11 protein-coding genes and 1 other RNA gene are annotated in these 14356 nt (G+C 66.7%); 4 read left to right on the plus strand and 8 right to left on the minus strand.

The window, feature by feature from the left end:
- Positions 1-163: 163 nt before the first annotated feature.
- A complete protein-coding gene (locus Y887_RS03970) occupies positions 164-790 on the minus strand; it encodes a TetR/AcrR family transcriptional regulator (protein ID WP_245879343.1) in 627 nt (208 codons plus the stop codon).
- A gap of 81 nt (positions 791-871) precedes the next feature.
- On the opposite strand from Y887_RS03970, the gene Y887_RS03975 reads away from it, so the two are divergent.
- Together Y887_RS03975 and Y887_RS03980 are read left to right on the plus strand one after the other, a co-directional pair.
- The gene (locus Y887_RS03975; RefSeq protein WP_084725919.1) at positions 872-1942 is read left to right on the plus strand and encodes an NAD(P)-dependent alcohol dehydrogenase; all 1071 of its coding nucleotides are present in this window, start codon (positions 872-874) and stop codon (positions 1940-1942) included.
- Positions 1943-2134: 192 nt separating this feature from the next.
- Positions 2135-2395: a fibronectin type III-like domain-contianing protein gene (locus Y887_RS03980; protein WP_281256826.1), complete on the plus strand. Its 261-nt coding sequence runs from the start codon at positions 2135-2137 to the stop codon at positions 2393-2395.
- Between the two features lie 215 nt (positions 2396-2610).
- Here Y887_RS03980 and Y887_RS03985 read toward each other — a convergent pair whose 3' ends face one another.
- The 3 genes from Y887_RS03985 to Y887_RS18230 form a co-directional block, all read right to left on the minus strand.
- Complete coding sequence (locus Y887_RS03985; protein ID WP_046963229.1) at positions 2611-5145, minus strand: excinuclease ABC subunit UvrA; 2535 nt, start codon at positions 5143-5145, stop codon at positions 2611-2613.
- A 639-nt stretch (positions 5146-5784) separates the two neighbouring features.
- Positions 5785-6423 carry an HD domain-containing protein gene (locus tag Y887_RS03990; RefSeq protein WP_046963119.1) on the minus strand — a complete coding sequence of 213 codons (639 nt, stop codon included), beginning with the start codon at positions 6421-6423 and terminating at the stop codon, positions 5785-5787.
- Positions 6424-6542: 119 nt separating this feature from the next.
- Positions 6543-6618, minus strand: a non-coding RNA gene (locus Y887_RS18230) — sX9 sRNA.
- A gap of 98 nt (positions 6619-6716) precedes the next feature.
- Here Y887_RS18230 and Y887_RS03995 point away from each other — a divergent pair.
- The gene (locus Y887_RS03995) at positions 6717-7463 is read left to right on the plus strand and encodes an EAL domain-containing protein (RefSeq protein WP_046963120.1); all 747 of its coding nucleotides are present in this window, start codon (positions 6717-6719) and stop codon (positions 7461-7463) included.
- Positions 7464-7643: 180 nt separating this feature from the next.
- On the opposite strand, the gene Y887_RS04000 is transcribed toward Y887_RS03995, so the two are convergent.
- The 3 genes from Y887_RS04000 to Y887_RS04010 all read right to left on the minus strand — a co-directional run bounded on the left by Y887_RS04000 (position 7644) and on the right by Y887_RS04010 (position 10499).
- Positions 7644-7949, minus strand: a complete 306-nt coding sequence (locus tag Y887_RS04000) for a UBP-type zinc finger domain-containing protein (RefSeq protein WP_046963121.1) — start codon at positions 7947-7949, stop codon at positions 7644-7646.
- Entirely contained in the window at positions 7946-9655 is a 1710-nt protein-coding gene (locus Y887_RS04005) for an FAD-dependent oxidoreductase (RefSeq protein ID WP_046963122.1), read from the minus strand. The genes Y887_RS04000 and Y887_RS04005 overlap by 4 nt, the downstream gene beginning before the upstream one ends.
- A gap of 214 nt (positions 9656-9869) precedes the next feature.
- Positions 9870-10499: an alpha-ketoglutarate-dependent dioxygenase AlkB gene (locus tag Y887_RS04010; protein WP_046963230.1), complete on the minus strand. Its 630-nt coding sequence runs from the start codon at positions 10497-10499 to the stop codon at positions 9870-9872.
- A gap of 718 nt (positions 10500-11217) precedes the next feature.
- Here Y887_RS04010 and Y887_RS04015 point away from each other — a divergent pair.
- On the plus strand, positions 11218-13572 hold the full coding sequence (locus tag Y887_RS04015) for a GH92 family glycosyl hydrolase (protein WP_046963123.1): 2355 nt from the start codon (positions 11218-11220) through the stop codon (positions 13570-13572).
- A gap of 1 nt (position 13573) precedes the next feature.
- Here Y887_RS04015 and Y887_RS04020 read toward each other — a convergent pair whose 3' ends face one another.
- Positions 13574-14281: a DUF429 domain-containing protein gene (locus Y887_RS04020; RefSeq protein ID WP_046963124.1), complete on the minus strand. Its 708-nt coding sequence runs from the start codon at positions 14279-14281 to the stop codon at positions 13574-13576.
- Between the last annotated feature and the right edge of the window lie 75 nt (positions 14282-14356).

Consider the following 14356-nt stretch of genomic DNA (forward strand, 5'->3'; position numbering starts at 1 on the left):
GAGATAGGCGGTCCAGCTTGCCGACATCCGGCGCGTGACATCACCGGCCTTGCGTTTGATCACGCGCAACGGCGGCGCCTGGCCACTGCCTTTCAGACATCATCACTGCACCACACCACCGCACCGCAGACGCGTGCAACCACTCACCTACACATACCAGGCATCAGCGTCCTCGCAAGGACTTCTTCTTGCCCGGCGTCTGCGCACTCCCCGCCTGCACCGTGGCCAAGGCCATGGTGATCAGACCGGCGATCAAACGGCGCAGCACCGCTTCGTTCTCCGCCGAGGCCTTGAGGCTGGTGGTGGCAAGCCGCAGGATGTAAGCAAGATCGGCTGCCGACATCGCGCTGTCGTCGCCCACATGCGGGCGCAGCATCTGCACCAGCGTGCCTTCCATCTGCTGGTACAGCGCATCCAGCGCGTCGGGCGCGTACACACCGCAGTTGGCGAGCAGATCCAGCCCGTTTTCGGAATCGATCACCGCCGCCACCGGCTCCAGCACCCAGATATCGAACAGATGCCGTAGCTGGGTCTGCAGATCCTGGGTGTCGCGCACGCGCAGCGCGGTTGCAGCCATGCAAATGTCGCGCTGACGCACTACCTGGGCGGCAAAGATCGCTTCCTTGTTGGGGAACGCGGCATACAGCGACGGCCGCGACATCTGCGCAGCCTGGGCGATGTCGCTCATGCTCACCTTGCGATAGCCATGCCGCAAGAACAGCTGCAGCGCGGTCTCCATGACGCGCGTCTGCTTGGGTTCGGCGGGCGCGGCGACAGGCGCAGCAGCCACTTTCGACGACTTTACACTTGACATTATTTGTAAATGAGTAAACCTTACAGGTTCCGCCAATTGTAAAGCACAGCGACTGCCATGACCTCTGCCAATCCGCACTCCGGCGGCGCCAGCCGCGCCACCCGCGCCTATGCGGCGCTCGAGAAAGAAGGCGCCATGGTGCCATGGCAGTTCGAACGCCGCGCGGTGCGCGCCAACGATGTCGCAATCAAGGTGCTGTTCTGCGGGGTCTGCCATTCGGACCTGCACTCGGTAAACAAGTGGGCCAGCGAATACCCGTTGGTGCCCGGCCACGAAATCGTTGGCGAAGTGATCGAGCTGGGCGCGGATATCGAAGGTTTCACGCTGGGCCAGCGCGTGATGATCGGCACCATCGTCGATTCCTGCCGGCACTGCGCGCCATGCCAGGCGCACGACGAAGTGTATTGCCATGCGTTCCCTACCCTGACCTTCGATGGCGTGGATCGCGTGGACGGCAGCCGCACGCGCGGTGGCTATTCGCAGTACTACGTGTCCGACGCGCGTTTCGTCTATCCATTGCCCGACGGCCTGGACCCGGCCGCTGCCGCGCCACTGCTCTGCGCCGGCATCACCTGCTTTGCGCCACTGCACCGCTACGGCATCGGCCCTGGCCATACCGTGGGCGTGGTCGGCATCGGCGGGCTTGGCCATCTGGGCATCAAGTTCGCCCGTGCCATGGGTGCGCATGTCGTCGCCTTCACCACCTCGCCCAGGAAGGCCGCCGAAGCGCATCGCCTGGGCGCGCACGACGTGGTGGTCTCCACCGATGCGGCGCAGATGCAGGCACAGGCCTACCGCTTCGATTTCATCCTGGACACCGTCTCGCGCAGCTACCCCATGAACGACATGCTCAAGGCGCTCACGCTCGACGGCACCCTGTGCACGCTGGGCCTGCCCGACCAGCTGGATTTCCGCCCGGTGCTGCTGGCCATGGGCCGCCGCAAGGTCACCAGCTCCGGCACCGGCGGCACCGACACCCACACCATGCTCGCGTTCTGCCAACAGCACGGCATCGTGGCCGATATCGAATTGATCAAGCTGCAGGACATCAACGCTGCCTTCGCGCGGGTCCACACCAACGAGGCGCACTACCGCTTTGTGATCGATATGCAGGCATCGGCCTTGTAGCCGGCCTCGCTGCGATGCCGGCGCGGCCTGTGCGCGTGTCGGCATTGCATCCGTGCGTTGCCACCTCTGCCCGATGCATGCGCCACGCCCTGCCGAAGCCACCACCTCGCATGCGAACCGGACCCGCATGCCAGGCACCGCGCCGATGTAGCGTGAGCGCATCTTCCGACCAGCAACGCTCTGTCTGCCTGCGTGCACCACTCGACGTCAGCTGCGACGAGGCGCGACCGCACTGCCAGCGTCGTGCGCCCGGTGCGCGAGCTCAAGGACTTCCGCAAGCGCAGGGTGCCGGCCGGCGGCAGCGTCACCGCGCAGTTCGAGCTGCGTCGCGCGCATCTGACGTTTGTCGGACAGGCGATGACCCCGATCGTGGAGCCGGGCCTGTTCGATCTCTGGCTCGCGCCGTCCGCGCAAGCCGGTGGCGTGCATGCGCAATGCGAATGGTTGGGCTGAGTGGACGACAAAACCGAGCGGGCCGCTGCCACTGGGGCACGGACGACACGCAGGCGCAGCGGCGCTACGCCAGTGACATGACAAGGCCGGGCAGCGGCCGCACGACGCAGTGACTCGATGCGTTGTACCAGGCGAGTCGCTGCGGGATAGTGCGGCCGGCCTGGCTGAATGTTGCAAATGTACGACAACCGCCGCGCATCGGCTGTCGCTACGTGCTACTCCCCGGCCAGCGCCTGGGCCAGGAACGGCGCCGTGCGGCTGGCGCGCTGTTGCGCGACCACATCCGGCGTACCGGCAACCACCACATTGCCGCCCGCACCGCCCGCGCCCGGTCCCATGTCCAGCACCCAATCGCTGCTGGCGGCCACGCGCATGTCGTGCTCCACCACGATCACCGTATTGCCGGCATCCACCAGCCCCTGCAGCTGGGTCATCAAGGTATCCACGTCGGCCGGATGCAGGCCGGTGGTGGGCTCGTCCAGCACGTACACGGTGTCGCGCCGCTGGGCGCGCTGCAGCTCGGTGGCCAGCTTGATGCGCTGCGCTTCGCCCCCGGACAACTCGGTGGCCGGTTGTCCAAGGCGCAGGTAGCCCAGCCCCACTTCGCGCAAGACCTGCAGCGGCCGCAACACGCTGGCGTCGTCGGCAAAAAAAGCCGCCGCCTGATCCACCGTCATCGCCAGCACCTGCGCGATGGTGTGCCCGCGCAGTTCGATTTCCAGCGTTCTGGCGTTATAGCGCGCGCCGTGACAGCTGGGGCATGGCGCGTACACGCTGGGCATGAACAGCAGTTCCACCGATACCGAGCCCTCGCCTTCGCAGGTCGCGCAGCGGCCCTTGGCCACGTTGAAGGAGAACTGCCCCGGGTCGTAGCGGCGACGACGCGCGGTGGGGGTGGCCGCAAACAGCTTGCGCACCGGATCGAACAACCCGGTGTAGGTAGCCAGGTTGGAGCGCGGCGTGCGGCCGATCGGCTTTTGATCCACCCGCACCAGCCGACGCACCTGATCGAGCCCGCCGACGATCGCCCCACCCGGCGGCACCTGCGTGCCGCGCTCCAACGGGTCCAGTGCGTCGTCGTCTTCAGAGCCGGTGTGGCCCAACTGCGCGGCCAGCAATTCCACCAGCGCCTGGCTCACCAGCGACGATTTGCCCGAGCCGGACACGCCGGTCACCGTGCTAAACACACCCAGCGGCAGGTCCACATCCAGCGCGCGCACGTTGTTGCGGGTGATGCCGCGCAGCTGCAGCCAGCCGGTCGCAGTGCGCGCACGGCGCTGCACCGCCGGTGGCGCGCCGAACAGATAACGTCGCGTGGACGATGCCTGCACCGCCTCCAGTCCCGCTGGCGGGCCGCTGTAGAGCACCTGCCCGCCATGCAGACCCGCCGCAGGGCCCACGTCGACGATCCAGTCGGCGTGGCGGATCACATCCACCTCGTGCTCGACCACGAACACCGAATTACCCGCAGCCTTCAACTGGTCCAGCGCGCCGAGCAACGCCTGCGCATCGGCCGGGTGCAAGCCCGCCGATGGCTCGTCCATCACATACACCACGCCGAACAATTGCGAGCGGATCTGCGTGGCAAGCCGCAGACGTTGCAGCTCGCCCGGCGACAGCGTGGGCGTGCTGCGCTCCAGGCTGAGATAGCCCAGGCCCAGTGCCTGCACCACGGCGATCCGCGCGCGCAGGTCTGCCGCGATCCGTTGCGCGGCGATCACCTGTTCCGGGTGCTGCGCTACGCCCTTCTTCTTTGCCTGTGGCCGCACATCGGCATCGGCGGCCGGGCGCAACAGCTCGGCCACCTCATCCAGCGGCCTGCGCGACAGCTCGCCGATATCCAGCCCGGCAAAGGTCACCGACAGCGCCTCGCGTCGCAGCCGCTTGCCATCGCACTGCGGGCACAGCGTGCTGACCAGATACGGCGCCACGCGCTTTTTCATCTGCGCGCTCTGCGTGGTGGCAAAGGTGTGCAGCACATAACGACGTGCACTGGTAAAGGTGCCCATGTAGCTGGGCTCTTCCTTGCGTTTGAGTGCGCGCTTGACCTCGTCCAGGCCATAGCCGGCGTACACCGGCACCACCGGTTGCTCGTCGGTGTACAGAATCCAGTCGCGGGTCTTCTTGGGTAGCTTGTGCCACGGCAGGTCCACATCGATGCCCAGCGTGGTCAGGATGTCGCGCTGGTTTTGACCATGCCAGGCGCCCGGCCAGGCTGCCACGGCACGGTCGCGGATGCTCAGGTTGCGGTCCAGCACCATGGTGGCTTCGGTGGCGTCGTAGATGCGGCCCAGGCCGTGACAGGCAGGGCAGGCGCCGGCCGGCGTATTGGGCGAAAACCCGTCGGCATAGATGATGTCCTGCCCGGGCGGATAACTGCCCGCACGCGAATACAGCATGCGCAGCGAGTTGGAGATGGTGGTGACGCTGCCTACCGACGAGCGCGCGCTCGGCGCGCCGCGTGCCTGCTGCAAGGCCACCGCCGGCGGCAACCCATCGATGGCATCCACTTCCGGCACGCCCACCTGGTCGATCAGGCGCCGCGCATAGGGCGAGATCGAATCCAGATAGCGGCGTTGCGCCTCGGCGAAAATGGTGCCGAACGCCAGCGACGACTTGCCCGAGCCGGACACGCCGGTGAACACCACCAGCGCATCGCGCGGGATGTCCACGTCCACATTCTTGAGGTTGTGCTCGCGCGCACCGCGCACGCGCACCAGGCCGGAGGACGAGGGGATTGCGTTGGACATGACCACCAGACCGACATTCGACAACGCAGTAGCCTAGCGCGGCGCGCATGCAGCCGATGTCGTCGTCGCGTCCTTCAGGTACAGCCGAGCGCGTTAGGTCAGCCGCCTGGCCGGTCGAGGGCGCGGTGCCCTCACCGCTCGCGGGACACGCCATAAACCCGTCCCTGGGGACCGTGTGGCGGCATCCATGTCGCCACACGGTCCCGCAAGCGGCGAGGACAGCGCAGCAGAGAGTTGCTCGGTCGCTTGTCAAAAGCAGGCAATCTCACGGGTGCCTTGATTGCCGGGGCGGGCTGCAACTGTACGAGAGCTGGCGCGCTAGCAACACGTCCCACAGTGCTTGCACCCTCAACACCGACCATCCGACTGATCCTTGTCCGCCCACCGTCGCAGGACCGTACGCGGCATGGTTACCGCGTAAACGCGTACAAGGACGTACCTGCAGCGTTTCCTGCGTGGTGGGTGGGCGCTAGGGCCCTGCAGCCAAGCCGCAGATCGGCCGCTCTACAGCGCACCACCGACGCATCCACACCGTGGCATCGCGCCCGGCAACCTGGTCGTCTCTCGATGGAAACCACACCCCGGCCGCGCGCACCTGCAGGTGAGCGCAGTCGTGTTGCCAGCTGCTCTACAGCGCGCTCATCCCAGCGCATGCGCCGGCACCGGCTGCTCGCCGGTATCGGCAAGGGCCTGCATGCGCATGACAACGCCACTGAACAGCCGCGCGGTGGCGGCACTGCGCGTGCGGAAGATGGCTTCCAGCTCGCCGTAGTACCACAGCGTGCCTTCGCGGCCGGCAGTGAACACATTGAAGATGTCCTGGCCCACGGCGGGGTTTTCCAGGTCCTGCACGATGCTGCGCGCGTTATAGAGCTTGTCGCAGCCGGACACCAGCAATGCGCGCTCCGGCGTCTTGCGCAGATGCTCCAGGTAGGCCAGCTTGCGTTCGCGCCAATCGTGCTTGCGCGCACGCGCGCTGTTGTCCACCTCGGCCTTGTCTTCGGCGGTGGCATCGGTGCACGCCATCACGATATCGGCCACGGTGTCGCCGAACTGCGCACGGATCGAGGCCTCGTGCCCGCCGCCGCAATCTTCCACCACATCGTGCAGCAAGCCGGCAATGGCCTGCTCTTCATCGCCGCCGCATTCCAGCACCAGCGTGGACACGCCGAGTAAATGGCTCAGGTACGGAATCTGCGTGCCCTTGCGCACCTGTCCGGCATGGGCGATGCGCGCGTAATCCACGGCCTGGGCGTAACGTTCGGTGAGAGCGGTCATGGGGCGTCCGATGCGAGCGATGGCGCATTATCGCCGAGCCCGGCCACACGCAGGGTGAGGATGCTGCGCTGCGCAATCCGGGCTCAATGACACGCCACTGCGGCCGATAGGTTTAGAGTGGCTAACAAAACGTAGCGAGCAGTCGTCAGGCGGGTGTGGACGGCGCGGAGGAACCGCAGTGTACGAGTGGTACATGAGGATTCCGAGCACCGGCCGCGCCCGCCTGGCGGCTGCGCAGTAGTTTTGTTAGACACTCTTAGGCTCGATCCACGCCGCACGATGATGTCTACCTCATGACCCAAATTCCTGTTTGCAACGCCTGCCGCGATGGCCAAGCATTTCCCACCGCCATCACCATGGCCTTCCAGCCGATCGTCGATGTCGTCAAGCGCAGCATCTATGCCGGCGAGGCACTGGTGCGCGGCATCAACGGCGAATCTGCCGGCAGCATCCTGGCCGCCGTGGATGAGCGCAACCGGTATGCCTTCGACCAGGCCTGCCGCATCAAGGCGATCGAATGCGCCGCGCAGATCGCGCTGCCGGCATTGCTGTCGATCAACTTCATGCCCAATGCGGTCTACAACCCCGAGCACTGCCTGCGCGCCACGCTTTCGACCACTGCGCAACATGGCTGGCCGCTGGACGCGATCATCTTCGAGGTCAGCGAGCAGGAACACCTCGCCGATCCCGCGCATCTGCTGGAGATCCTGCGCGCCTACCAGGCGCGCGGGCTGAAGACTGCCATCGACGACTTCGGCGCCGGCTATGCCGGGCTCGGCCTGCTGGCCGACTTCCAGCCGGACCTGCTCAAGCTGGACATCGCACTGATCCGCGGCATCGACACCGACCGCAGCCGCCAGGCCATCGTGCGCCACGTCACCCGCATGTGCGAGGAACTCGGCATCGCCGTGATCGCCGAAGGTATCGAACACCCCGACCAATACCGCACCCTGCGCGACATGGGCATCCATCTGCAGCAAGGCTATCTGTTCGCCCGCCCAACAATCGGCGAACTACCGCAGGTGCACTGGCCGGAGTAAGTGGGCGCCGCGAAGCAAGCGAACCGCCCCCTCAGCAGACTTGCAATCGCCCAACACAACATCCCCACCCGACCAAATCAAAACAGCACGCAAGCCGCTTTTACGATTCCCGATTCCCCAATCCCGATTCCCAGCGGCGCCCCAGCCCCCCATCCACACCCCGCCAACCAACCGCGCCGCTCACACATACCGCGGTATCGGCCCCAGCTGCGGCGTCTGGTTCGGTAGCTCCACTTCCACTTCGTCCACATAACACCAGCCCCAGCCTTCGGGTGGGTCGTAGCCTTCGATGATGGGATGGCCGGTGGCGTGGTAATGCGCGGTGGCGTGCCTGTGCGGCGAATCATCGCAGCAACCGACATGGCCGCAACTGCGGCACAGGCGCAGATGCACCCAGGCGCTTTCGATGGCAAGACACGCCTCGCAGCCGCGCGCACTGGGCGTAACGTCTTCGATCTGGGTGGCGTGGGTGCAGTGGTGGCTCATGCGGTGGTCGACTCCTGATTGGCGCTGGCAAGTTCGGAGGCCGGTACCGGGTTGGCCTGATGGGCCAGGTATTGATGGATCTGCGCGACCACCGCGGCACCCTCGCCCACTGCGGCAGCCACGCGCTTGACCGAGCCGGCACGCACATCGCCGATGGCGAACACGCCGGGGCGATTGGTCTCCAGCGGCAGACACGCCGGCACGCCGTCGCCGCGCGCGGTGCCGGTGATCACGAAGCCGCGCGCATCGGTGTCCACGCATTGCTGCACCCAGGCAGTATTGGGATCGGCGCCGACAAACAGGAACAGGTGCCGCAACTCCACCCGCGTGGTTGCGCCGTCACCGCGCGTACGCAGCACGGCGGCCTGCAGGCCGCGATCGTGGTCGCCTTCCAGCGCGGTCACTTCGGTGCCTGTATGCAACTGCACGTTGGGCAACGCGGCAATGCGCTCGATCAGGTATTGCGACATCGACGCTTCCAGCCCGGTGCCGCGAATGATCAGATGCAGCTCCTTCACGCGCGGCGCCAGAAACGCCACCGCCTGCCCTGCCGAATTGCCGCCGCCCACCAGGGCCACCACGCCGCCCTCGCACAGGCGCGCTTCCACCGGCGAGGCCCAGTACGACACGCCGTGGCCTTCGAAGCGATCCAGCCCCTCGATCTGCGGGCGGCGATAACGCGCACCCGAGGCGATCACCACGGTGCTGGCCAGCAGCTGCTTGCCGTCGGCCATGTCCAGACGCAACGCGCCATCGTCGCGGCTGCACTCCAGCATTGCCGCCTCGATCGGGATGGCCAGCTCGGCACCGAACTTCAGCGCCTGGTTGTAGGCGCGGCCGGCCAGCGCCTGGCCGGAAATGCCGGTCGGAAAGCCCAGATAATTTTCGATGCGTGCCGAGGCGCCGGCCTGGCCGCCGATGGCGCGCTGATCCATCACCAGCACCGACAACCCTTCGGAGGCGGCATACACCGCCGTCGCCAGACCCGCAGGGCCGGCGCCCACAATCGCCACGTCGTAGCGCTTGTTCGGGTCGATGTCCGGCGTCATGCCCAGGCAATGCGCAGCTTCGGCATCGCTGGGCTGGCGCAACACGCGGCCGCTGGGGCACACCATCACCGGCAGATCCTGCTCCTGGATGCCCAGCCGCTCGACCAGGGCGCGGCCCTCGGCATCGGACACATCCATCACCGTGTTGGGATAGCCGTTACGGGTCAAGAACCCCTGCAAACGGGTCAGATGCCGGTCGTCCGGCTCGCCGATCAACACCGATCCCGAGGCATCGCCTTCGATCAGGCCGACCCGGCGCAGGATCAGCGCACGCATCACCACTTCGCCCACCTCGGCCGAACTGATCATCAGCGCACGCAGATGCGCCGTGTCGAACGGCAGCGCCAGGCAGCCTTCCTGGCCGGCACGTCCAGCCGCCAGCGATGCGCGCCCCGCCAGCTGACTCACCTCACCGGTGAACTGGCCGGGCGTGTGCCGGGTAATCGGCTTTTCGTTGCCCAGCCCGTCGCGGCGCACCACCTCGATGGCGCCCTCCAGCACCACCCAGACCGGGGCGTGCGCATCGCCGACCTCGAACACGATCTCGCCGGCGCCGAACCGCTGCGCCGGCCCGCTGGCGAAGCGCCGCGTGATCGCCAATTGGCCCGCATCCAGCTCGGGAAACATCTGATGGTGACGGGTAGCGTCCAGAGGCATGGATCGGCAGCGTTTGAAGGGGGGATTGCATGCAAGCATGGCCAGTGGTGACGGCAATGGCAATCACCCGAAATGGGCAATGTCAGCGATGACGGACGCAACATGGAGGCAAGCGCACGCAAGCGGCTGCCGCCGCCGAAGCAGCATGTTTGTCGCCCTGCACCGGCCAGCGCTCGGCCGGGCGCCAGCAGGCAAACGGACACAAGCGTGCGCGTTACCGCTGCGCCGGCAGCCAATGCGGGCCGTGCTGGCCTGCCGCCATGCGCTCGGCCGGGCGCACGCGAAACACCACGCTCATGCGTTCGCCCACGGCCCGGCTGGTCTTGGGAATGCCATGCGTATGCGTCAGCTGCGAGGCATGGCTCATCGCCAACAGGCTGCCCGATGCCAGCTCCACGCCAAGGGCGCGGCCACGGCCATCGTTTGCCCGCAGATTCATGCGCCTTGCCGCCCCCAGCGACAGCAGCGCAATGGGATACGGCGCCACCAGCGTGTGCAGCGCGTCATGATGCATCGCCACGCTGTCGCGCCCATCGCGGTACAGATTCAATCCCACCGCGTTGTACGGGGCAGGCAATACCGCCTGCACCGTCTCCAGCAGGCGCTGCAGCGGCAAGCCGGATGGCAAAGCGTCGTCCAAGCGGTAGGAGGCCAGCAAACGCGGCACCTCCACCACGCGGTCGTACATCTCACGCCGCTGACTGTGCCAGTCGGCGCGCTCGCGCAGTGCCGCAAAGCACGCCAGCGCCAGTGCAGGCGTCAACAGCTGCGGCCAATAGCGCACGCCGCCTTCGGCATCGTCCAGTACCTGCAGGGGCGCGACGGGGGTGTCGAACAAATCCATCTGCGCCATATGCGGGCGCATGCCCGAGATTTCAGCTGCGCGATGAGGTCACCCAGTGCACCAAGCCGACCAGTTCAGTTTCATGCTGCGATACACGCATGCCGAATGCCGTTCGCTTCACTGGCTACGACGCGTTGCCTGGAAGTCGCAGCGTCGTTCGGTGCATCGCAGGTCTCCTGCCCAGGCCGTCGTTTGCTGCGCGTCCAGCCCGGGTGACCAGGCTGCTGCCAAAGCCGTTGCCGGGCACTCGCACGCATCGGGTTGGCCCTGCGAAGCGAGGCGGCGGTGCACGCCATTGCCGGTTGCAGCGTCGCCTCTGGGCCACGCGTCATGAAGTGCTTGTCGTGCATCTCAATGACAGGCATGCCGAGTGGATCAAAGTGCAGGCGAGCAGTGCGCAAGGCTTCTTCGCGCACATGTCGAATGACGATCGCGGCATTGCACTGTGGGTGGATCGACAGCGAGTGATGCGGCAAGGACAACGCGTTGAAGCATCCCGACGCATCGCCATCAGCGCGGCAGCTACGCGCCGCACGTCCACGCTGCAAGGCGTAGAGGCTGCGCGGCTACCTGCGTGCTTGCCTGGCAACGCATCGTCACCCCGTGCGCACCTAGCGGCCCCGACAACGGACCAACTCGTGGTGCACGGCGCAACGCCTATGGCCGGCTAAGCCCCTGTGCTACGGTCCGGCGCTGCATCCGCCCGGAGACGTTCCGCATGCCGCACCGATCGATCGCAACCTCCCGCCTGCGCTGGCTGGTGCTGCTTGCCGGCCTTGCTGTCACTGCCGGCAGCGCAGCGCCACGCGCGGCCGAGTCTGCCTTCGACGCGGTGGATCCGTTCATTGGCACCGGTGGCGAGGGCCACACCTATCCTGGCGCCACACTGCCGTTCGGAATGGTGCAATTGAGCCCGGATACGCAGATCAAACCGCGCAAGGAAGCCTACGGCTGGGCCGCCGGTTACCGGCATGGCGACACCACCATCGTCGGGTTTTCGCATACGCATTTCTCAGGCTCCGGGCATTCGGATCTGGGCGACATCCTGCTGATGCCGCAAGTCGGCGAGGTCAAGCTGGAGCGCGGCGATGCCAGCAAGCCCGGCAGCGGCTATACCGCGCAGTTCGACCATGCCAGCGAGCAGGCACAACCCGGCTATTACGCGGTGACCTTGAAAGACAGCAATGTCCGCGCCGAACTCACCGCCAGTGCGCGCGTGGGTGTGCATCGCTACACCTTCCCCAAGGGCACGCCAGCGCATGTACTGGTGGACCTGCGCACCAGCCTGTACGACTACCCGGGCAAGGTGCAGTGGTCGCGGCTGCGCGTACGCGGCGATGGCACCGTGACCGGCTTTCGCGAAACGCGCGGCTGGGCGCCGGGCCGGCAGTTGTATTTCGCCATGCGCTTCTCGCGCCCGCTCAGTGCCACGCAGCTGCACGACACCGAGCAGGACATTCCGTACAAGGGCTTTCCGCCGCCGGGCGAGAAGCATCCCGCGCAGCGCGCACAGATCGAAGGCCGGCAGCTGGTCGGCGTATTCGATGTCGCCAACGATGGCACGCCGCTGGTGGTCACCGTGGCGCTGTCGCCGGTCAGCGAAGACGGCGCCATCGCCAATCTCGATGCGGAGGTACCCGGTTTCGATTTCGACCGCGTGCGCGCCGATGCCCGCGCGCACTGGGCCCGGGCGCTGTCGGCGATCGATGCGCAGGGCACGCCGCAGCAACGCACCCAGCTCTACACCGCGCTGTACCACACCTTGCTCGGGCCCACCCTGTTCATGGACAGCGATGGTCGCTATCGCGGGCCGGACAACGCAGTGCATCAGGCCACTGGCTGGACCAACTATTCCACCTTCTCGCTGTGGGACACCTATCGCGCACTGCACCCCTTACTCACGCTGGTGCAGCCAGCCCAGCGCACCAGCGACATCGTCAACTCGCTGCTCGCGTCGCGCCGCGACAGCGCCTACGGCATCCTGCCGGTGTGGGCATTCCATGGCCTGGAAACCTGGTGCATGATCGGCTACCACGCCGTGCCGGTGATTGCCGACGCCTACATGAAAGGCATCGGCGGATTCGATGCCGACGAAGCGCTCGATGCCATGGTCGCCAGCGCCAACTACGGCCCGTACGACGGCATCGCGCAATACCGCGAGCTGGGCTACGTGCCCATCGACGAAGAAGGCGAAGCCGCGTCCAAGACGCTGGAATATGCCTTCGACGACTGGACCATCGCGCGCATGGCCGACAAGCTCGGCAAGCCCGCCATCGCTGCAGACTTCAGCAAGCGCGCTAGCAACTGGAAGCACGCCTTCGACCCGGCCACCGGCTACATGCGGGCGCGCACCCGCGCCGGCAACTTCCGCGCGCCGTTCGACCCCGCGGCCAGCGGCTACGGCAGCGACTACACCGAAGGCAATGCCTGGCAATACTCCTGGTATGTGCCGCAGGACGTCGCCGGGCTTGCCGCCGCGCATGGCGGCGACGACAAACTGCTCGCGCGCCTGGATGCGGTGTTCGACGCCAAGGTCGACCCCAAGGTGTTCGCGCACATGGAAGACATCACCGGCCTGATCGGCTGGTACGCGCACGGCAACGAACCCAGCCACCATGTCGCCTATCTCTACGCCTACGCCGGCCAGCCCTGGCGCACCCAGGCGCGGCTGACCCAGATCATGGACACCCAGTACCACGCCGGCCCCGAAGGCCTGGCCGGCAACGACGACCTCGGCCAGATGTCGGCCTGGTACGTGTTCACCACGCTGGGCTTTTATCCGGTGGCACCGGGCAGCAACCAATACATCATCGGCCGCCCGTTCCTGCCGCGCGCCACGCTCAATCTCCCCAACAGCAAGCATTTCAGCGTGATCGCCGATGGCCTGAGCAAGGCGCGCAGCTACATCGGCAGCGCCAGCCTCAACGGCCAGCAGCTGACTCGTGCCTACCTCACGCATGAAGAAATCCAGGCCGGCGGCGAGTTGCGCTTCCGCATGCAGGCCACGCCGAATACGCAATGGGCCACCGATCCGGCGCAGCGGCCGTATTCGATGTCGACGCAGACGCGCTGAGTCAGTAGTGGATGCCCATGCGTCGCCCGCAGGCGTCGCGCTCCACCACCGCCGGCAGGCTGCCGGCGGTGCCCGCGGCAATGCGCTGCGCGCTCCAGCAGGCAACCAGGGCATCGAGCACATCATCCGGCTTGGCCAGCGCACGCGGCACGCGCTCCAGCAACGCAGCCACTTGTTTGGTGCCATAGCACTGGCCCAGCGAGGCGGCGCGCTGTTGGTGGCCCGCACTACTCTTTTTGCCCGCCGCCAGGCCGTACCCGCCGGCGAGCACGGCGAACGACACCTCCGGGTGCACTTCGAACACGCGCTCCGCCCACGCCGGATCGGCACGCAAGGCATCGTCCCAGGCGCGAATCTTCGACAGCAGCGCAAACGACTGCACGCCAAAGCCACGCTGCCCGTCGTGGTCCAGCACCCGATGCAACGCAGAGGCCTCCACCTGCGTGGGTGCATGCAGCATGCCGCGCAATGGCGCGGCAAAGATGCTGGATGCGCGGCGCCCACCCACAAAGCGCCGCGCCTGCACATCCGCGGCGCGGGGCGCGTGCTCGCTCAGACCGATCGGGATATCCACGCCCAGCACAGCGACGTCCCCCAATGCGCTCGCCACCGCGGCCACCGTGGGGTAGCCGGCAAACTGCAATCCATCGCCGGCCTGCCACACCGCCAGCCAGCCGCTGCCGGCGCCATCGATCCCTACACACTGCATTGCGGTCCTCCCGGTCGTGGCCTGCGTGCACGGCGCAGCAGCACCGCACGCACGCCATCTGCGTGGCGCGTTCAC

The organism is Xanthomonas pisi DSM 18956, from assembly GCF_001010415.1.
Taxonomy (GTDB): Bacteria; Pseudomonadota; Gammaproteobacteria; order Xanthomonadales; family Xanthomonadaceae; genus Xanthomonas; species Xanthomonas pisi.